Raw genomic sequence first — 20,499 nt, 5'->3', positions numbered from 1 at the left:
TTTCATTTCCTTATCTGCCCGTTTCCATAGACAATAAATTTATTTGCAGTTATCTGCCTCAGGCCCATGGGGCCCCTGAAATGAAGCTTTTGGGTGCTTATTCCAATTTCCGCGCCCATTCCGAACTGGCCGCCGTCCGTAAATCTTGTCGAAGCATTTACATATACTGTAGACGAGTCTACATTTGAAGTGAAATACATGGCATTTTCATAGTCGGATGTGATTATTGAATCAGAATGCATTGAACCGTATTTATTTATATGCTCAACTGCTTCTTTTGTACTTTCAACAACCTTTACAGCCATTTTAAGGTCAAGATATTCTTCATACCAGTCTTCTTCCTGTGCAGGTTCAATATCTTCATAAATCCCAGCTATTGAAGGGCAGCCCTTTATTATTACATTCTTTTCTCTTAGCGCATCTATGACAGCCTTTCCCGTACTCTCAAGCACTGATCTATGTATCAGCAGCTTTTCTGCCGCATTACATACGCTCGGTCTCTGGGTCTTGGCATTTATTACAATATCAATTACCTGTTTTTCACTTAAACTGAATATGGAATCAATATATATGTGGCAATTGCCTATCCCTGTTTCAATTACAGGGATATTTGAATTTTTTACCACGCTTTCAATAAGGCTTCTGCCTCCTCTGGGTATAAGCACATCGATATATTGCCGCAGAGACATCATTTCCCGGACATCTTCTCTTGAAGCTGTGGGAATGAGCTGAATCAGATCTGCAGGAAAGTTATTTTCTTTCAGGCATTGTCTCATGATTTCAACTACTTTAAGATTTGTGTTCAGGGCATTTGAGCTTCCCCTTAGAACTACCGCACTTCCGGCTTTAAGGCAGAGAACTGCAGAGTCCACAGTAACATTAGGTCTTGCTTCAAAAATCATGCCTATCACACCAAAAGGAACTCTGATATTTTTAAGAATCAGGCCATTTGGGAGATCATATCCGAAAATTACTTCCCCCACAGGATCATTTAACGATATTACATCCAGTATGCTCCCAGAAATTGATTTTATTCTTTCATTATTTAAGGTCAGTCTGTCAAGCATGCTTTCACTTATGCTGCCTTTTGCTGTTTCACAGTCTTTTTTGTTTGCCTCTATAATATCAGGTGATTTTTCAATCAGTGCATCCGATATATCTTTAAGAACCTGATTTTTAGCAGCAGTGCTTGCGCTTGCCAGAAAATATGATGCTTCCCTGGCTTTCTTTGCAATATCATAAACTATACTCATCTGATCTCCTCACCCGGAATGTGATAAAATCATAAAACAAACATACTGTCCCTGTGCACTATTTCACAGCAGAGGCTGCAGCCGAATTCCTCCAGTATATTTTTCTCTCTTTTGCCCTTTATTTTTAATATTTCGTCGCTTGTAAAATTTGTTATTCCTTTTGCAATGGTTCTGTCGTCACTTGCAATTATCGCTATATTATCTCCCTTGATAAATTTCCCGCTTACCTCCAGTACCCCTACCGGAAGAAGGCTCTTCCCTTTTCTCACTATTGCTTCTTCAGCCCCCCTGTCAACCTTTATAGAGCCTTTTGTTATCATACCAAAGGCTATCCATCTTTTAACACTTGCAACTTTTTTTGATTCTTCCGGAACAAAAAAAGTTCCGATATCAATTCCTGAAAGTATTCTTTTCAATATATTTTCTTTACGACTGTTCGCTATTGCCATCGGTATTCCTGAAAAAGAACATATCCTGGCGGCTCTTATTTTTGTTATCATCCCTCCTGAACCATAGCTTGAGCCGATCCCGCCGGCTATTTTTTCAATATCTTCTGTAATAGAACTGACAACTGAAATCAGTTCAGCGTTCTTAAAAACTTGTGGATTTCCGGAATAAAGACCATCAATATCTGACAGAATTATCAAAAGATCCGCTTCTATCAGCCCGGCAACAAGAGCAGCCAGTGTATCATTATCACCAAACTTGATTTCATCCAGTGCCACACTGTCATTTTCATTGATTATCGGTATAACATTCATATCCAGAAGTGTAATTATGGTATTTTTTATATTAAGATACTGTTCTCTTTTTGTAGTATCTTCTCTTGATAAAAGAATCTGGCCGACTTTTTTATCCATTTTATAAAAAAAGCTGCTGTATACTCTCATAAGATCATGCTGGCCTACAGCTGCTACTGCCTGCAGCTCTGGAAATTTTTTTGGTTTTTCATTAAGTCCGAGATATTTTATGCCTGCTGCAATAGCTCCGCTTGTAACTATGATGGTTTTCAGACCTTCATCCCACAGATCGGAAATCTCAGAAGTAAATTTCATGAGGTTATCCATATCAAGCCCGCCAACAGGAGAAGTCAGGCTGCTTGAACCGATTTTTACAACAACTTTCTTAATTCTTTTTAAGTGTTTTTTTCTTATTTCTTCCAATTTATGCACTTAGATTTATTCGACAAGTTCAAAGACCAGTTCACCGATTATTATCGTTGAACCTTCAGGAATGCCCATTTTTTTAAGTTTATCACCAATACCCATTTTTTTTAATTTATTCCTCAAATATATAAGAGCTTCTTCATTTTCAAGATTGGTCATGGATATCATTCTTTTAAGTCCCTTATTCCTGACGACATATTCACCATTAACATTTTTTACTTCAAGGGTGTCTGTTGAATATTCATCTTCTTCCAAAGTATATACTGCTTTTATAGCATCATCTTCTTTTTCTTTATTAAGAACATTTTTGTAAATCTTTTCTTTTTCCTCTTTAACTCTTCTGGTAAGAGTTTTAATAAAGATATCAATATTTTCTCCTGTAAAAGCAGAAATAAAAATTATATCCCCGTCTGTATGTTTTTTAAGCTTTTTTTCAAGCTCCTCAAGAACCGCTCTGTCCGGAAGAATATCTATTTTGTTTACTGCAACTATATAATTTCTTTCATATAATTTTTTATCAAATAATTTAAGCTCCTGCCTCAGTTCAAAAAAATTTTTAGAAATATCTATATCATTTAATGTGGCGTATTCGATATCAAGCACAAATACATTGAATATGGCTCTCATTATGTGTCTTAAAAATTTATCTCCAAGTCCAACTCCTGCATGAGACCCCTTGATGATGCCCGGAATATCTGCAACTACATAATTTGTATCATTTGAATAAACTACCCCAAGATTCGGCACCAGGGTTGTAAAAGGATAATCCGCTATCTTGGGCCTTGCATTTGAAATCCTGCTTATGAGCGTTGATTTTCCTGCATTGGGATATCCGACAAGAGCTACATCTGCAAGCAGTCTCAGCTCCAGCTCTATCCACTGTTCTTCTGTTTTTTCGCCTTTTTCAGCAAATGAGGGAAACTTCAGCCTCTGGGAGACAAAACTGGCATTTCCTCTTCCTCCTATACCGCCCCTGGCTGCAACAAATTCCGCGTTTTCTTCCTCAAGGTCGGCAAGCATTTCTTTGTCTGCGCTTTTAATGATTGTCCCGATGGGAACCTGGATTATGAGGTTCTCTCCGTTTCTGCCGGCCTTTTTGTTTGAAGCGCCGTTCCCACCATTTCCGGCTTTGTAATGCACCTTATTCTTAAAATTATATAATGTGCTTACATTAGAAGAGGCCTTAAATATCACATCTCCTCCGCGTCCGCCGTTTCCTCCACATGCAATCTTTTTTTTCCGGTCTTTGAGAACAAAAAAAGATGCGCTTCCGGAACCGCCGTCCCCTGGTTTTATATTTATTTTTGCTTCATCCAAAAACATATTCGGATATTAAAACAGATTATAAAAAAATCGAGCAGTAAAATATGCCCGATTTTATATTAATAATTATATTGATTTTTTAAAGCTGTAATACACTTTTATAATTTTAATTACAGGCTTTTCAAAAAAATTGATTAACTTATTATATTAACTACTTTTCCCTTTTTGGAATTTTTTACAAACTCAATAATACCGTCAGCTTTGGCAAAAAGAGTAAAATCTCTTCCCATACCTACATTATTTCCCGGTCGGTATTTAGAACCCCTCTGTCTGAGTATAATGCTTCCTGCCTTTGCAGTCTGGCCTGCAAATAATTTTATTCCGAGATATTTTGGATTGCTGTCTCTTCCGTTTCTTGAACTTCCAACACCTTTTTTGCTTGCCATACCTACTCCCTATTTCTTAACACTTATCTTATCAAGGCTTAATAAAGTAAGATTCTGTCTGTGTCCTACTTTTCTATGATATCTTTTTTTTGATTTATATTTATAGGCAATTACTTTATCGCCCCTGAACTGTTTTTTTATCGTACCTTCAATAACCACATCTGATAAAGATGGGCTTCCTATTTCTATTTTATCTCCGTCGCTAAACAGATTTACATCAGTTATTTTAACTTTATCGCCTTCATTACCTTCAATTCTTTCCAAAACTATATTAGAATTTTCAGTAACTTTATATTGTTTACCCCCACTTGTTATTATCGCGTAAATTTTGGGCCTCCTCTTATTAAAAAGAAATAAATACTTATAATTAAAAACCGGCAACGATATTTTACATAATATTATTAAAATATCAATATAAAATCACAAAAGATGATATTAACACAGCAATAATTTTAATGTCAAACATTGTTTAGCAGTAATTTATATTATTTTCGCAACCGCACTCGTTTTTGAAACACCTATTATTTCTACAGTGATACGTTTGCCCATATATTTTTTGCCATTTATTATCTGTATTATATAACCATCTGTCCTGGCAAGAGCGTCATTGGAATTATGAAGATAGGTCTCTTCAACAAGAAGTTCAATCTGGTCACCGATTTTAAAAGGTTTTGCCGCATCATCAACTTCTTTATATGTCCCTTTTGCTGCCAATATCATTCCGTCCATCGGCAGATCATTATCACCTTTTATTATTATGTGTTTTTTTGTTAAAGATTCCAGAAATTTAAGATTTCGTCCGCCCTGGCCTATTATCTGGCATGCAATTGAAGTATTTAATTTGAATAAAAATGCTTTTTCAGGGTTTTTAATGGCAACAGTCCTTATTTTTCTTTCGATTTCATATTTAATCGTTTCCTCTGATTTGACAAATCCTGATCCGGAACAGCACGGACATGGTTTGCATAATGCACCCAGTATTCCGTCTGAAACATTTTTTCTTGTCATTTCCAGTAGTCCGAATTTTGAAAAATTAAGGACCTCTGTTTTGGTTTTGTCTTTATCCAGGCACTGCTTGAATTTTTCCAGCACCCTTTGCTTATCTTTCTCGCTTGTCATGTCTATAAAATCCACCACAATAAGTCCGCCGATATCCCTGAGCTTTAACTGAGCGCATATTACTTCAGCTGCTTCAAGATTTGTTCTTAGTATGGTATCCGATGCATTCTTGTTTGAGGTATATTTTCCGGTATTTACATCTATGGATGTAAGAGCTTCCCCATAGTCTATTACAATAAAGCCGCCTGACTTCAGCCAGACTCTTTTTTCTATTGCATTTTCAATCACTTCATTTACGTTGAAATATTCAAACAGATCACCCGGTTCGTTAAATAAATAAAGTCTGGAAAAATCAACTCCTATATTTCTGAGATATCTTGAGATATCTTTTTTTGTTTCTTTACTGTCCACATGTATTGCATCAAATTCACTGGAAAACATATCCCTGAGTATTCTGAGCACAACAGGCTGCTCATTAATAATAAGAGAAGGATGGTTTGTCCTTGAAATCCTTCGCTGAATCTCGTTCCATGTTCTCATTAGTATTTTTAAATCTCTTTTTAATATATTTTTATCTGCACTTCTTGCGGCAGTCCTTACTATAATGCCGTAATCTCTGGGCTTTATTTCTTTTGCAATCTGCCTCAGAGATTCTCTTTCAGCATCATTAAGCTTTCTTGATACGCCTATTCCGTCATTAAACGGTGCCAGAACCAGGTATCTCCCTGGAATTGAAATAAAAGTAGTAAGACGGGCACCTTTGCTTTTCATGGGATCTTTTGTTACCTGAACAACGATATTTTGATTAGGTTTCAGTATATGCTGAATTTTTTTATGCATTTCTTCACTTTCCTCAAAATCCATATCAAGCGCAATCTCATTAATATAGAGGAAAGCATTTTTTTCTTCACCAATATCTACAAAAGCCGCATCAAGACTTGGGAGGACATTTTCAACTTTTCCGACATAAATATTGCCTACTATTGATTTTTTGAACTTTCTGTCAAAATAAAGTTCCGTTACGCGACCGTCGTCAAGAATAGCTACCCTGGTTTCGCCATCTCCAGAGCTTACAAGCATCTCTTTACCCAAATTTTTTAAACTCCTTTAATCAAACAATACACATGGGAGTTTTAAGAATATTACTTCTTATCACATAAGCTTCCTTCTTAAAAAAATCCATAATACCCACATTTTTATTGCTTGACAATATTTTTAAATTTATTAAAAAATCATTAAATTTGAATATCTTATTATTATTTAACAATTTAGTATATCCAAATAAATTTAAATAAACAATATCAGCATCAGTTTCAGGCTCTGCAAATTCATACATCCAGACTGAGCAGGTTTCTTTGACCATGCTTTCGATTTCGCTTTTATATTCTTCCAGAAAAGACTTATCATCAAAACTCAGCCTGAAAACATACTTTATTATCGAAATATCAGCCATAAGGCTGGGAAGTTTTTCTTTATGAAATAAGGCATCCAGAATTTCCATCCCTTTTCCCAGATTCTTATTTAAGTCAGCTATGAATTTGCTAAGATCAATTTTCTCATATACATCCATATCCGCATATTCCGCAAAACTTCCAAGACCGACAGGAACAGGAAAACTGAAATTAAGCTTTGGATTGGGATTGAAGCCCTCACTGTATTTTATAGGTATTTTCGCTCTCCTTGCTGCCATTACAAGAAGTCTTACAGTTTCGAGATGGGAAAGATATTTGAACTCATTGATTTTCTGAAATTTAAATCTTATTTTATAGCTTTCCATTTTTTAAAAATCACTTGCATTATTTGCTTTTCCGGATCTAAGAATCTCTTTTGCCTTGTTGTTTTCTTTAATGAAGAAGTCCTTTTTTACACCTATATCAATAAAATCCCAGCATAAAAGTTCATCATAAGACATCTCTCTTAAAGAATAAAAGTCCATATCGATGCCTGCCTCTTTAAAAGCATTTTCCCATATTTCAAAATTGAAATATTCGCTCCAATTATCAAAACGCGCCCCTTTTATGAAGGCGTTCTCGACAGCTTTTGCCGTTCTTATATCTCCCCTGGATATCGCACACTCAAGTTTGCTTTTTCTCGGATCTGACCAGCTCACATTAACGGCTTTTTTTGGAAGAAGACTTACGATGATTGCAAACTTTTCTTTAAGGATTTCTGTCGAATCCTGTCCAGCCCACTGGAACGGGGTAAATGGCTTGGGGCAGAAAGCATTTATACTCAGGTTTATTCCTATTCTTCCTGCCTTTCTGTCGGGGAGAAATTCTCTTCCCGTCCTCAATATCTCTTTTACCAGTTCCGGTATTGCCAGGATATCCTCCTCAGTCTCATCCGGAAAGCCTATCATAAAATAAAGCTTTACCTTTTCCCATCCTTCACTGAAAGCAGTTGCCATGCATGCAAGCATCTCATCTTTATCAATATTTTTATTGATTGCATCACGCATGGACTGGCTTCCGGCTTCAGGGGCAAATGTAAGCCCGGTTTTTCTTCCGCCCTGTATCAGCCTGGCAATATTAAAACCGAAGCTGTCCAGCCTCATTGAAGGAAGTGAAACAGATATTCTTTTATCTTTTATGTCTCCGGTAAAACCGTTTATCAGCTTCTCAAGCCCGGGATAGTCAGCACTTGAGAGAGACAGGAATGAAATTTCATCATATCCGCTTTTTGCAATACCTTCCGTGCACTGGAGCTTAAGCTTCTCATGATTTCTGTATCTTACCGGTCTGTAAATATATCCTGCCTGGCAAAATCTGCAACCCCGAAAGCAACCTCTCATTATTTCGCAGACAAATCTGTCATGCACCGGCTTTATATTTGCAATGACAGGATCTTTTACTATATCAAAATCGTCTATTTTCCTTAATACGGCTTTTCTGATTTTTCTGTCAGGCTCTATTTTTTCAAGCAGACCCCGGCTGCCGTAAAAGAAATTGTAATCCTCAGGTATAAAAATTCCTTCAAATTCTCTTATATTGTCAAAAAACCATTTTTTTGATTTCCTGTTCTTTTTCTTTTCCTTCAGGATTTCAAGAACTCTTATAAATACTTCTTCCCCGTCTCCAATAACAAAGAAATCAACAAAAGGAGCCATGGGCAGCGGATTAAAGCATGAGGGACCTCCCGCACATACCAGGGGAGCTTCTTCTTTTCTGTCTTTTGTTTTTATTGCAATCTGCCCAAGCCTGAGTATGTTCAGGGTGTTTGTATACATAAGTTCATGTTGAAGGCTTATGCCGATTATATCGAATTCATCCAGAAAAATTCTGTTTTCGAGTGAAAAAAGCTTTAATCCTGATTTGAGAAGATTATCTTCCAGATCAAACCATGGTGAAAAGACTCTTTCCGCGCTGAAATCCTTGTTTTTGTTTATCAGATCATAAAGAATCTGCATTCCAAGATTGGACATGCCCACTTCATAGGTATCCGGAAATACAAGAGCAGTAAAAACCATTGATTCCGTGTCTGTGGCAGTGCTGATAGCTTTACTTTTTATGCCAGCTTCATTTCCAATATACCTGCCGGGTTTTAATACTCCTTCAAGCAGCTTTTCCAGCTGCCGATAACTTAGTCTTTTCAATTTTATTTGAATTCCTCATTTGCAATTTCATAGTCTTTTCGTATTTCCCTGCGCATATAAACGTTTTCAACAAGAGAAATACCAATAAAAACACTTAAAAGGTTTGAACCCCCATAGCTCAAAAACGGCAGAGGTATTCCTATGATAGGCATCAGACCAATTGTCATTCCGATATTTATTGTCATCTGGGTAAGTATAAGAAATCCCACACCGGCTGATAACAGAAAACCAAACTGGTCGCTTGCCTGTCTGGCTATTTTGAAACAACGCCAGATGATTACTGCAAATATGATTATTGTAATGAATGCACCAATAAATCCGAACTCTTCGCCTATGACGGAAAAAATGAAATCTGTACGGTGCTCCGGAACATAGTTAAGATTTGTCTGGGTCCCAAGAAAAAGTCCTTTGCCAAATAATTTCCCGGAGCCTATTGCTATTTTTGACTGGAAAAGATTATATCCTGCTCCTTCAGGCTTGACATCAGGCCTGAGAAATATCAGAAGCCTGTCAAGCTGATACTGCTTTATAAGCCCCATTCTAAGGCCTGCAAAGACACCGCTTATGGTTACTCCTATCACGCCAAGGACATATAGAAAGTTCGCCCCTGATACAAAAAGCATAAGAACAAAAACAATAAATATAATGATGGACTGTCCAAAATCAGGTTCAAGAAGAATAAGACCGATAGTCAGAAAAGCAATAAATATGGATAGGATGACTTTCTTAAAACTTACCACTGGTTTTTTTTCTGATCGCCATTTAGAAAGAACAGCCGCAACACAGATAATCATAAATATCTTTGCGAATTCGGAAGGCTGTATTGAAGTAAATTTCAAATCAATCCAGCCTTTGGTTGCATTAACTTCATAACCAAATATCAAAACACTTATTAACAAAAGAACATTTGCAGCAAACACAATTATCCAAAATCTTTTGAATCTTCTGTAATTTACAAACAAGAGAGCTCCAAAAATAAAAATCGAAACCAGCAGGAGAGTAAGCTGTTTCTTGAAATAGTATGCCGGATCTGATACACCGTCAGACAGGCTGAACATTGTCGCACTGTAAATGACCAGCAAACCGAATCCTGATAATAAAAGCACGCAAATCAGAAGGACAAAATCAAATTTAAAAGTTTTTTTCTTCTCTTTGTCTACATTGATTTCTTCCAAAAAGGAAGAATTGTCAATGCTTCTGCCGACTATATGCCTGCCTCTTAGAGCCATTTTAATCTCCAAAACTATCAACTGAACGGACTATTCCGCTACTTTCAATATTAAACAGATACTCGAGTATCCTTCTTGCTATGGGAGCAACGTTTCTTCCTCCCCCTCCCGCTTCTTCAAGCATTATAGCTATTACATATTCCGGATTGTCTATGGGAGCATAACATGTAAACCAGGCATAATCCTGTCTGCCTGCAAACTCTGCAGTACCTGTTTTGCCTGCAACCGGAAATTCATTCATGGGAAAGCCGGAAAACGCGCTTGCTGCTGTACCCTGTTTACTGACAAAGTAAAGCCCGGTTTCTATAGTATTTAAATAATCCTGATTAAGATTGAGATCCCTGACTTCTCCAACAGAGTAATCAAAAAGATTTTCACCGCCGTCTTCGCTTATGTCTTTTAATATATGAGGAACATGTTGTATGCCTCTGTCCGCAACTGCCATATATGAATAAGCCATCTGAAGAGGAGTAACCAGTACATCACCCTGGCCTATTGACATATTTACAGTATCACCCGGAAACCAGACAGAATTGGCTTTATCATTCTTAAACCATTCTTTTTTCCATGTTTTATCAGGTATTATTCCGCTTTCTTCATTAGGCAGATCAATACCTGTCGGCTCGCCAAAACCAAGAATCCTGCAGTATTTCTGCAACAGCTCATCAGCATTCTTGTTTTTGAGATAAAGCCTAAGTCCCAGTTCATAAAAAAAAGTATCGCATGAATTCTGTAATGCCCCCAGTATATTCAGCCCGCCGTGTCCGCCTTTATTCCAGCAGGTTTTGGGGTAGTCGCTACCAAGGCCGTACCAGGTTCCTGCACAGCTGAATGAAGTCCCGTTGTTTATTATTCCTTCGCTCAGTCCTGCGTATGCAGTGGCTATCTTAAACACCGATCCGGGAGGAAATCCCATCAGAGCTCTGTTATTCAAAGGATATCTGTTTACAGGCTTGTTAAGTTCGTTCCAGTCAGCTATGGAAATGCCTCCTACGAAAACACCGGGGTCATAAGTAGGATTGCTTGCCATTGCGAGAACCTCTCCTGTCTTGACATCCATTACTACCGCAGCTCCTCCGCCGGCCCTGTAATATTCATTGGTATTTTTTATTTTTGTTTCCCTTATCTGTTCAAGCTGAGTTGCCAGAGTTTCTTCCACAAATCTCTGAAGTTCTATATCTATGGTAATATATATATCATTTCCGGGTATATAATCAGTCTGCTCTATTATATCGGTAGGTCTGCCAAGAGGATCCACTTCATAAACGATTTTACCTTTTATTCCCTGGAGTATATCTTCATACTGTGCTTCGATTCCACTTAGTCCTACCTGATCTCCGCCCTCGTAGCCTGTTTTGTATTTTTCCATTTTCAATTTTTCTTCCGTGATTTCTCCGGTATAACCAAGCACATGGGATGCCAGATATCCGTAATTATACTTTCTTAAAAAAATATTTATCACTTCCACGCCCGGAAGGTTGTTGCTGTTTTCCTTCAGGTATACAAGTGTTTCCTGATCAATATCATATTTAATGATTACCCTGTCTATATAGGTGGTCTTCTTTTCTTCAAGCTTTTTCTTAAGGTCACGGTAAGAAATTTTTAACTTTGAACTTAAAATTGTCATGACATCTTCCCTGCCAAGTACAGTATAGGGATCTATTGCAACTGCAATTGTCGGGATGCTTTCAACAAGAAGTTTGCCATTTCTGTCATATATATTTCCTCTCGGGGCTGCAGTAGACCTGGTTCTCGTAATATTTTCTGAAGCTGCCTGCGCATAAATTTCACCACTCATTACCTGTAGAAAATATAATCTCAGAGTCAGCATTACAACAACTACGATTACAAAATAGCTTATAAAGATAAGTTTCTTATTTGAATTGATATTCAACGATATCTTCTCCGGAAAATTTTAACCTGAATAATGGAAATATAATAAAGACCAGCAATATATTAAGTAAAGGTTTTGTTATCAGCTCAGCAACAACAGATGTGAAATCCATTTTAAAATTAAACAGATAATAAAGAATATTCAATAATATTATATTTATCTCTGTTGAAATAATTACAATAAAAATATAGCTTAAAAGCCTTAATTTTAGTCCTGAGCTTACAAGCCGGCAGATTACAAAAACACATAATGAAAAAATCAGCGGAGAAACGCCTACTATTGCTCCTGAAAGCAGGTCAAATATCATCCCGGCAACAAAGGCAAAAACCATTCCTGTTAAAAAACCATCCTTAAGAGTGGCAGCCACCAATACAACAAGGATAAAGTCGAAGCTTATATAATAGATTTCAAGCTGTTCTCCAAATATTATCTGAACGATAATAAAAAAAACAAGAATAAAAAAATGTATTATTTTTAAAAAATATTTCATTTGCTGTCTGTTATCAGCCGGTTATTATCAGAACGTTTTCTATCTTCCGCATATCCACAAAAGTCTCTATCTCTATTTCCTGATAAGGATTACTTTCAGAAGATGTTGCTTTTTTCACAGTACCTATAAGTATCTCCTCAGGAATATACTTCCCGAATTCAGCAGTTACCAGTATGTCTCCGGGATAAACAATATCATTTTTGGAAATATAATTAAAAAATATGATATTATTCTGAGTCCCTTCAACCATTCCCAGGCTTCTGGAAGAAAGTATTCTTGCTCCAAGACTGGTCTGGGGATCATTTAATAATCTTACATTGCATGAGTTGCTTGCGCTCAGTATAACAATACCTATAAGACCTTTTTCATTTATGACGCACATGCCTTCAAGAACACCGTCATTTTTACCTGCATTAAGAATAATTTCCGACTGCCACTTATCAGTATTATAGCCGATCACTTTGGCAGCTACTGTCTTGTGGTTTGCTCTTTGCTTTATTTCAAGCAGACTTCGCAGGGAATCATTTTCAATTTTCAGATTTATATTTTCAGAATAATCCCTTAAAAGCTTCGCGTTTTCCTGCTCAAGCTCCTTTATTTTCGCAGAAAGAGCAAAGAAATTCCTGATATTATCAAATGTCCTGATTACCGGCTGGAAAAAAGTATAAAGTCTCTCCTGTACTGGCTTGAAAAAATCAAGAGTCCCTTCCTTTAAAGATTTGATTACACTGGCATCTCGAAAACTTGCAGCAATTACCACAAGACACAGCACAACAATTATTAATAAGATAATAATATTCCTAATGCTTTTTCTTGAGGAAGCCATCAATATCCATAAAGTAAAATATTTAAATTTTTAATGCTTTGCATATTTAAGGTATCTTTTCAGAATTGCAAAGTCTTCAGAAACCTTGCCTGTACCAAGCGCAACCGAAGCAAGGGGATCATTTGCCAGATAAACCGGGCAGTGTGTTTCCCTGCTTATTCTTTCAGTTAATCCTTTAAGAAGGGCTCCGCCGCCACTTAGCACTATACCTCTTTTCATTATGTCTGATGCAAGCTCAGGCGGTGTCACATCCAGTACTTCTATTATTGAGTTAACAATATCTGCAATGCTTTTTTCAAGCGCTTTTCTTATCTGCTGGCTTGTAATAATGATCGTTTTCGGCAGACCGGCTACCAGGTCTCTTCCGTTTATTTCCATTTTTTCTTCATTTTCAAGAGGGAAAGCAGAACCGATTTCTATTTTTACCTTTTCAGCAGTCCTTTCCCCCGATAGAAGATTATGCTCTTTTTTCAGATAATATGTAATTGCTTCATCCAGTTCATCTCCACCTATTCTAAGTGACTGGCTTACCACAATACCTCCAAGAGATATAACAGCTACTTCTGAAGTCCCCCCGCCGATATCGACTATCATTGAACCGGTAGGCTCATTGATGGGAAGGTCGGCTCCTATCGCTGCAGCAAGCGGCTCCTCTATTATATAAGCTGCTCTTGCGCCTGCCTGTTCAGCGGCTTCCACCACCGCCTTCCTTTCAACTGCAGTTATTCCTGACGGAACACATATTACTATCCTTGGCCTTGCAAATGCCACATTTCTATGAACACGCTGAATAAAATATCTCAGCATTTTTTCAGTCGTTTCAAAATCTGCAATAACTCCGTCTTTTAAAGGTCTGATTGCTACAATATTTCCGGGAGTTCTGCCCACCATCCTTTTAGCTTCTTTTCCGACTGCAAGTATTTTATTTGTATCTTTGTCAATTGCCACTATTGAGGGTTCATCAAGAACAACACCTTTTCCTTTTACATAAACAAGGGTGTTTGCAGTTCCAAGATCTATACCCATATCCCTACCGACTACATTTAGAAAAAAGTCAAACATCAGCTCTCCTCATAATTAAATTTTATGCTTAAAAACAATTATTTCATTTAAATATATATTACAAAAACAATCAAATAAAAAATATACCGTAAAGTATAAAATTATTTTTGAAAATCCTTAAGACTATAGCCTAATTTTTTAATCATTTCCAGAAATTTGCACACAGGAAGACCTGCAACATTGTAAAAACACCCGTTGATCTTCTTTACAAGTATACATCCATAGCCATCAAGATTATAGGCTCCAGCCTTATCAAGAACATTTTCTTTTTCCAGATAGTCTTCAATATCTTTATCATCCAGCTCTCGAAATGTAACTTCTGTCATATCATAACCAGAAAACACCTTTTCATCAGCAAGACTGATTAGGCTCACACCTGAATAAACTCTGTGGGTTTTACCGGAAAATATTTTTAAAAATTCTCCGGCTTCTTCTGTGCTCTCTGGTTTTATAAAAAATCTTCCCTCAAGAAAAACAATTGTATCAAAACCGGCAATTATTAATCTTTCGAAATCACTTTTTTTAAAAGCAGCTGATTTGTCAGTTTTAATACAGCGGGCAATATTTTCGGCTTTCCTGAGGCTGTTAAAGGTCACAGTTTCGGCAGGATCTTCAAATATTTTTTCTTTTATACGGATTGGAGCTATTATCTTAAAATCAAGATTTAATTTATAAAAGATATCTGCTCTTCTGGGAGACTTTGAGGCTAAAATTACTTTTTTTTTATTATTTTCTTCTAAAAACATCGGCAAGTAAAAAAGCAAGTAATAGGCCTATTATTGCCCCAAGCGTTATATTGACATGAATACTAAAACTTACATCAATAAGGTAAAGATTAAGACTTAGCTGATCGGTACCAACTTTAAGTCCCTGGTCAAGAATAGGGACTATGTCTCTTAAGACATGGCCGAGAATGGCACCCAGGATACCTCCTATAATAATAATAAAAAATACTACTATCCCTCTTCTTTTCAATATTACCTTTCTGTTTTATCAATATTGCCCATAGCAATATTAGCATATAATAATGATTATCTTTATTTTGTTACTTTAAGTATTATAGGTTATTACAGATAATTTCCAAAGAAAATATTTATTTCCCTTTCAGCAGAACTTTCACTGTCGGAACCGTGGACTACATTTATTGTAATATCGGTACCGAAATCTCCTCTGATAGTACCTTTATCTGCTTTCTCAGGATTTGTGCAGCCTATAAGCTCTCTTGCCCTTGCTACGGCATTTTCACCTTTTATTACCATCACAATTGAAGGTCCGCTTGTTATATATTGTAAAAGTTTGGGGAAAAAAGGTTTTTCCACATGTTCTTTGTAATGGATAAGAGCAATATTCTTATCGATATGGAGAACTCTTATTCTTTCAATTTCCAGACCATCGTCCTCAAACCTTGAGATTATTCTTCCTATCAGTTTTTTCTGGACTCCGTCAGGCTTTATTATTATTAAAGTTCTCTCACATTTTGTTTTCTGCTTGACAGGCTTGTCTTCTTTTATTTTTTCTCCCCGCTTATTGCATGTCTCAGTTTTTTCTTCCGCTTTTAGGTTCATAGCAGCCTCCCCTATCCAATTTCCTTAATAAACAATTTTCAAAATTTATTGTGTTGTTCTGCAATAAGGACAGATTTTCCAATCCAGGTTTAAAGGCTTTTGGCAGTTAATGCATGAATTCTTTAATTTTCTTCTGCAGTGCGGGCAGATGAGAAAATCTTCCTTCACTTCTTTGCCACATGCAGGACATTTTACATAAGCACTGTCCAAAAGAAATTCCATCCTTTTTATTTCCAGATCTCTTTCCACAACATCATCTATGAATTCAGGTGGTCTTAAAATTAAATATAAAATCAACCCTACATAATTAAAAACAAATACAACAATAGCCCAGAAAGGCGCCGGGGCATTCCTTAATTTTGCATCCCTGTAAGTCCAGTATATGAATGCAAGCCAGACTATTATAAGCATAAAAATAATCCCGTACAGAAGATATTTCCAGATGGGATTAGTAAAAAATGCTATTATATTATTCGCGTATTTCAGTATATCCATCAATCCTCCAATTTTTAACAAAAAAACAACTTTTAAACAAAAAATCCCCGAATTGCAATAAATAGCAGTCGAGCAATTTTATCAAAACTATACTGTTTTTACAAATTCGAGGTTGGTTATTGAACCGGTTAAAGATATGATAACATCTTTTTTGGCTAAATTTAAAGCATATTTCACTGAATTTTCTATATTATCAACAGCAATTATTTTTTCCGGATGCTTTTCTTTCTTTGTTTTTAATGCATCGGCAATATATAAGGCATCTTTCTTTATTTCTTCTGCAGAAAGACTTCTTTCCGTTAAGGAGCTTGACACAATAAGAATATCAGCAATCTTTATTATATCTTCAAGCATTTTCTGATAATCTTTGTCTTTCAATACGGAAAATATGATTATCTTTTTTTTATCCGGAAAAAATTTTTTAATATTTTTGACAAAATTCTTTATTCCTTCCGGATTATGCGAAGCATCTGCAATAAAAAAAGGCTCTTTGCTTATTACCTGGAATCTGCCCTTTATATTTGTTTTTTTAACTGCTTCATTTATTTTTTCCTGTTCAGCTCCCAAAGAAAGCCTTCCCAGATATAATTCACTCAGAACAACTGACAAAAGAAGGTTTTTTATCTGATAGTCTCCGGCAAGAGGGATATAAATATTGTCATAGCATTTGTAAATGCCTTTTAATGATACTTTCGCCCCCTCGATGCTTTCACTGATGACCCTTATGTCAAAATCTTTTTTATAAACATAAAGCCTGGAACCTGTCTGCAGTGCTTTTTTTAATAATATTCTATTAACTGTCGAACCGGTGCTATTTAAAGCTACAAGACAATTTTCTTTGATGACTTCGGATTTTTCAGAAGCTATAAGCGCTATTGTCTTCCCGAGTATCCGGGTATGCTCAAGGCTGACTCCCGTAAGTCCTGCAACTTTTGCGTCCGCAACATTTGTGGCATCCCATCTGCCGCCCATTCCAGCCTCCATCACCATTACATCAAGATTATTTTTTCCGCAGGCATAAAACATCATACATGTAAGTATTTCGAACTGAGTCATACTGCCGTTAATGCCTGCCGAATTAACTTTTTCAATAAATGGAAATATCTCATAAAAGATTGCGCTGAATTCCTTTTCGCTTATTTCGTCTCCGCCAAGCGCAATTCTTTCCGTATATGAATGAATATGAGGAGAAATATAATACCCTGACTTCAAACCATGATATTTCAAAATTGAAGCTGTCATTTTGGTGGTGGAGGTCTTGCCGTTTGTGCCTACGATATGTATGAAATCGGTATTTTTTTCGGGATGATTCGCCAGCTCAAGAAATTTTTTCATCCTTTCAAGACCCGGTTTGATGCCGAAAACAAGAGTGCTGTCAAGATAATTGCATACTTCTTTAAAATCATTACTTTTCATTTTTTTTAAAATGTAATAAGACAGTTCAGGAGGAAGATGAAAGCATGGCCTGTTTTATTTTTTCCAGTTCTGCTTCCAGGATTTCAAGGCTTTTCTTTAATTCGCTTACCTTGATTTTTTCTTTGTTAACTATCGTTTCAGGAGCTTTGCTGAGAAAATCAGGATTATTTACTTTACTATTGGATTTTTTAAGTTCAATATCCAGCTTTTTAATGTCAGATTCTATCCGTTTTATCTCAAGCTCATAATTTATTGCCCCGGAAAGGTCTAAAAATACCTCGGTGCTGCCTATTATTATCTTGATGATAGAATCACCGGCAGATGGTTTCAGGTAAGCTACGTCTGAGGCCCTGCAGAAAGCCTTGAGGTAACTTTCATTACTGCGTATAAAACTCAGGCTGTCAGAATTTTTATTATTATCTGCGTCTGCGGCATTAAAAAATAATCTTATTTTACTGCCGGGACTGATGTTTAATTCTGACCTTGACTTCCTTACTGCGCTTATAATATCAAAAAGATGTTCCAGTTCACGAGACTCTTCTGAGGATATCATTTTTTTCAAAGCCCCGGGAAAATCCTCCATCATTATGCTCTCGCCCCGGATCGGAAGACTCTGCCAAATGCGTTCAGTCAGAAATGGCATAACAGGATGCAGCAGCCTTAGGAATCTCTCAAGAACATAATGAAGCACAAAGCCAGTATTGTTTTTCCCGGCTGCATCATCACTATAGATGCTTACTTTTGCAGCCTCTATATACCAGTCGCAGAATTCATTCCAGAAAAAGTTATGCAATAGTTTTAATGCAAATGAAAAGTTATATTTTTCAATGTATTTCTCATAATTCTTTATTGTCCATGAAAGTCTTTCAAGTATCCATTTATCCCATATATTCAGTTTTTTGCCTGCCGGTTCGCTTTCAAAATCAATATCGCTATCTTTGATTGCAGACAAGACAAATTTTGAAGCATTCCATATTTTGTTTGCAAAATTTTTTGTGCCTTCGATTTTTTCTTCCCCGAGAAGCAGATTTCTTCCGGGAGTGGTCAGAGCTGTAAGAGTATATCTCAGAACATCGCAGCCATATTTTTCCACTATAGATACAGGATCTATTACATTTCCCTTGGATTTGCTCATTTTCTGGCCTTTTTCATCATTGACAAGAGGGTTAATAAAAACCTCTTTAAAAGGAATATCTTTCATGAAATAAAGGCTCATCATTATCATTCTTGCCACCCAGAAAAATATAATGTCATGAGCGGTTATCAGAACACTTGTGGGAAAGAAATAGTGAAGTTCTTCCGTGTCCTCAGGCCATCCCATTACCGCAAAAGGCCACATATCGGAGCTGAACCATGTGTCAAGAACATCCTCATCCTGATGTATTCCGGAAGAATTGCATTTTACACACTTTGATGGTTCAGTTTCCGTAACTATTACTTCGCCGCAATCATCACAATACCAGACCGGTATCCTGTGACCCCACCAGAGCTGTCTGGAAATACACCAGTCTCTGATATTTTCCATCCAGTTAAAATAAAGCTTTTCCCATTTTTTTGGAACAAATTTTATTCTTCCGCTTTTAACCGCCTCTATTGCAGGAACAGCGAGTTTTTTCATTGAAACATACCATTGAAGCGAAATGCGGGGTTCAACTACCGTCGAGCATCTTGAACAGGAGCCAACCGAGGAAATATGTTCTTTTTTTCCCAGAAGAAAACCTGTTTTTTCAAGTTCCTCAAGGATCTTTTTTCTTGCTTCAAACCTGTCAAGGCCTTCATATGCTCCGGCATTTTCATTTAAAGTTGCGTCATCATTCATGATGTTTATTTTTTCAAGGCTATGCCTCTGTCCCATTGCAAAATCATTAGGGTCATGGGAAGGCGTTACTTTGACCGCTCCTGTTCCGAATTTCATATCAACATATTCGTCAGCAATTACAGGAATTTTCCTTTTGGCTACAGGTAAAAAAACGGATTTTCCGATAAGCCCGGAATACCTTTTGTCTTTTGGATGCACAGCTACAGCAGTATCGCCAAGCATTGTCTCCGGACGGGTAGTTGAGACTACTATATATTTTTCCGTATCTGCTTCTCCGGTTTTTTCATCTATTACAGGATATTTGATATCCCACAGATTTCCATGCTTTTCATGATGCTCCACTTCAATATCTGATACCGCAGTCTGGCACCTCGGACACCAGTTGACCATATAATTTCCCCGATAAATCAAGCCGTCATTATACAGAGTCACAAATTCCCTATTGACCGCTTTTACATAGCTGTCGTCAAAAGTGAATCTTTCCCTGTCCCAGTCACAGCTGCAACCAAGGATTTTCAATTGTTCGATAATCCTGCTTCCGTGTTTTTCCTTCCACTTCCAGACTCTTCTGATAAACTCATCACGCCCTATTTCATGTCTGCTTGTTCCCTGCTTTTCCAGTTCACGCTCAACTACATTCTGGGTTGCTATTCCTGCATGATCTGTTCCGGGAAACCAGGAGCAGTTAAATCCTTTCATCCTTTTAAATCTTATAACCGCATCCTGAAGAGAATTATTCAGTGCATGACCCATATGCAGATACCCTGTTACATTGGGTGGAGGAATGACTATGCTGAAAGGCGGTTTTTGCGAACCTGTTATTCCATGAAAATACTTTTTTCCCAGCCAGAAATCATAGATGCTGCTCTCGAATTCAGAAGGATTATAGCTTCCGGTTAATTCTTTAAACATAATATATTTCTA

Annotated in this window: 19 protein-coding genes; all 19 read right to left on the bottom strand. The window is 36.8% G+C overall.

The window, feature by feature from the left end:
* Positions 1–2: 2 nt before the first annotated feature.
* Positions 3–1,253, bottom strand: a complete 1,251-nt coding sequence (locus GXZ93_02060) for a glutamate-5-semialdehyde dehydrogenase (GenBank protein HHT78569.1) — start codon at positions 1,251–1,253, stop codon at positions 3–5.
* Positions 1,254–1,282: 29 nt separating this feature from the next.
* Positions 1,283–2,416, bottom strand: a complete 1,134-nt coding sequence (gene proB / locus GXZ93_02055) for a glutamate 5-kinase (GenBank protein ID HHT78568.1) — start codon at positions 2,414–2,416, stop codon at positions 1,283–1,285.
* A gap of 15 nt (positions 2,417–2,431) precedes the next feature.
* Complete coding sequence (obgE, locus tag GXZ93_02050; protein ID HHT78567.1) at positions 2,432–3,736, bottom strand: GTPase ObgE; 1,305 nt, start codon at positions 3,734–3,736, stop codon at positions 2,432–2,434.
* 140 nt (positions 3,737–3,876) lie between these two features.
* Entirely contained in the window at positions 3,877–4,128 is a 252-nt protein-coding gene (gene rpmA, locus GXZ93_02045) for a 50S ribosomal protein L27 (protein ID HHT78566.1), read from the bottom strand.
* A gap of 9 nt (positions 4,129–4,137) precedes the next feature.
* Positions 4,138–4,509, bottom strand: a complete 372-nt coding sequence (gene rplU, locus GXZ93_02040; protein HHT78565.1) for a 50S ribosomal protein L21 — start codon at positions 4,507–4,509, stop codon at positions 4,138–4,140.
* A 99-nt stretch (positions 4,510–4,608) separates the two neighbouring features.
* The gene (locus tag GXZ93_02035) at positions 4,609–6,279 is read right to left on the bottom strand and encodes an Rne/Rng family ribonuclease (protein ID HHT78564.1); all 1,671 of its coding nucleotides are present in this window, start codon (positions 6,277–6,279) and stop codon (positions 4,609–4,611) included.
* 19 nt (positions 6,280–6,298) lie between these two features.
* Entirely contained in the window at positions 6,299–6,964 is a 666-nt protein-coding gene (locus tag GXZ93_02030; protein HHT78563.1) for a DUF2344 domain-containing protein, read from the bottom strand.
* Between the two features lie 3 nt (positions 6,965–6,967).
* Positions 6,968–8,779 carry a TIGR03960 family B12-binding radical SAM protein gene (locus GXZ93_02025; GenBank protein ID HHT78562.1) on the bottom strand — a complete coding sequence of 604 codons (1,812 nt, stop codon included), beginning with the start codon at positions 8,777–8,779 and terminating at the stop codon, positions 6,968–6,970.
* A gap of 2 nt (positions 8,780–8,781) precedes the next feature.
* Positions 8,782–10,008 (bottom strand): rod shape-determining protein RodA, encoded by a 1,227-nt coding sequence (rodA, locus tag GXZ93_02020; GenBank protein ID HHT78561.1) that lies wholly within the window; start codon positions 10,006–10,008, stop codon positions 8,782–8,784.
* Between the two features lies 1 nt (position 10,009).
* Positions 10,010–11,902: a penicillin-binding protein 2 gene (mrdA, locus tag GXZ93_02015; protein HHT78560.1), complete on the bottom strand. Its 1,893-nt coding sequence runs from the start codon at positions 11,900–11,902 to the stop codon at positions 10,010–10,012.
* Positions 11,883–12,392, bottom strand: coding sequence for a rod shape-determining protein MreD (gene mreD / locus GXZ93_02010; protein HHT78559.1), 510 nt, complete (start codon positions 12,390–12,392; stop codon positions 11,883–11,885). Before mreD ends, mrdA begins: the two co-directional genes overlap by 20 nt.
* Positions 12,393–12,405: 13 nt before the next feature.
* Positions 12,406–13,218: a rod shape-determining protein MreC gene (mreC, locus tag GXZ93_02005; GenBank protein ID HHT78558.1), complete on the bottom strand. Its 813-nt coding sequence runs from the start codon at positions 13,216–13,218 to the stop codon at positions 12,406–12,408.
* A gap of 30 nt (positions 13,219–13,248) precedes the next feature.
* Complete coding sequence (locus GXZ93_02000) at positions 13,249–14,280, bottom strand: rod shape-determining protein (protein ID HHT78557.1); 1,032 nt, start codon at positions 14,278–14,280, stop codon at positions 13,249–13,251.
* Between the two features lie 101 nt (positions 14,281–14,381).
* Positions 14,382–15,026, bottom strand: coding sequence for a septum formation protein Maf (maf, locus tag GXZ93_01995; protein ID HHT78556.1), 645 nt, complete (start codon positions 15,024–15,026; stop codon positions 14,382–14,384).
* A complete protein-coding gene (locus tag GXZ93_01990; protein ID HHT78555.1) occupies positions 15,007–15,255 on the bottom strand; it encodes a DUF4321 domain-containing protein in 249 nt (82 codons plus the stop codon). Before GXZ93_01990 ends, maf begins: the two co-directional genes overlap by 20 nt.
* A 92-nt stretch (positions 15,256–15,347) precedes the next feature.
* Entirely contained in the window at positions 15,348–15,845 is a 498-nt protein-coding gene (gene ndk / locus GXZ93_01985) for a nucleoside-diphosphate kinase (protein ID HHT78554.1), read from the bottom strand.
* 45 nt (positions 15,846–15,890) lie between these two features.
* Complete coding sequence (locus GXZ93_01980) at positions 15,891–16,340, bottom strand: zinc ribbon domain-containing protein (protein ID HHT78553.1); 450 nt, start codon at positions 16,338–16,340, stop codon at positions 15,891–15,893.
* 87 nt (positions 16,341–16,427) lie between these two features.
* A complete protein-coding gene (locus tag GXZ93_01975) occupies positions 16,428–17,756 on the bottom strand; it encodes a hypothetical protein (protein HHT78552.1) in 1,329 nt (442 codons plus the stop codon).
* A gap of 25 nt (positions 17,757–17,781) precedes the next feature.
* Positions 17,782–20,487: a valine--tRNA ligase gene (locus tag GXZ93_01970; GenBank protein HHT78551.1), complete on the bottom strand. Its 2,706-nt coding sequence runs from the start codon at positions 20,485–20,487 to the stop codon at positions 17,782–17,784.
* Between the last annotated feature and the right edge of the window lie 12 nt (positions 20,488–20,499).

Source organism: Actinomycetota bacterium (genome assembly GCA_012837825.1).
Taxonomy (GTDB): Bacteria; Actinomycetota; Humimicrobiia; order Humimicrobiales; family Humimicrobiaceae; genus Humimicrobium.
The sequence above is the reverse complement of the archived record's forward strand: the minus strand, read 5'-3'. Positions and strand labels throughout refer to the sequence as shown.

Excerpts from the sequence above, each read along its gene's own strand:
- GXZ93_02060 (HHT78569.1), bottom strand. The coding sequence starts at position 1,253 with ATGAGTATAGTTTATGATATTGCAAAGAAAGCCAGGGAAGCATCATAT.
- rpmA (HHT78566.1), bottom strand. The coding sequence starts at position 4,128 with ATGGCAAGCAAAAAAGGTGTTGGAAGTTCAAGAAACGGAAGAGACAGC.
- GXZ93_02030 (HHT78563.1), bottom strand. The coding sequence starts at position 6,964 with ATGGAAAGCTATAAAATAAGATTTAAATTTCAGAAAATCAATGAGTTC.
- rodA (HHT78561.1), bottom strand. The coding sequence starts at position 10,008 with ATGGCTCTAAGAGGCAGGCATATAGTCGGCAGAAGCATTGACAATTCT.
- mreD (HHT78559.1), bottom strand. The coding sequence starts at position 12,392 with ATGAAATATTTTTTAAAAATAATACATTTTTTTATTCTTGTTTTTTTT.
- mreC (HHT78558.1), bottom strand. The coding sequence starts at position 13,218 with ATGGCTTCCTCAAGAAAAAGCATTAGGAATATTATTATCTTATTAATA.
- GXZ93_02000 (HHT78557.1), bottom strand. The coding sequence starts at position 14,280 with ATGTTTGACTTTTTTCTAAATGTAGTCGGTAGGGATATGGGTATAGAT.
- maf (HHT78556.1), bottom strand. The coding sequence starts at position 15,026 with ATGTTTTTAGAAGAAAATAATAAAAAAAAAGTAATTTTAGCCTCAAAG.
- ndk (HHT78554.1), bottom strand. The coding sequence starts at position 15,845 with ATGAACCTAAAAGCGGAAGAAAAAACTGAGACATGCAATAAGCGGGGA.
- GXZ93_01980 (HHT78553.1), bottom strand. The coding sequence starts at position 16,340 with ATGGATATACTGAAATACGCGAATAATATAATAGCATTTTTTACTAAT.
- GXZ93_01975 (HHT78552.1), bottom strand. The coding sequence starts at position 17,756 with ATGAAAAGTAATGATTTTAAAGAAGTATGCAATTATCTTGACAGCACT.
- GXZ93_01970 (HHT78551.1), bottom strand. The coding sequence starts at position 20,487 with ATGTTTAAAGAATTAACCGGAAGCTATAATCCTTCTGAATTCGAGAGC.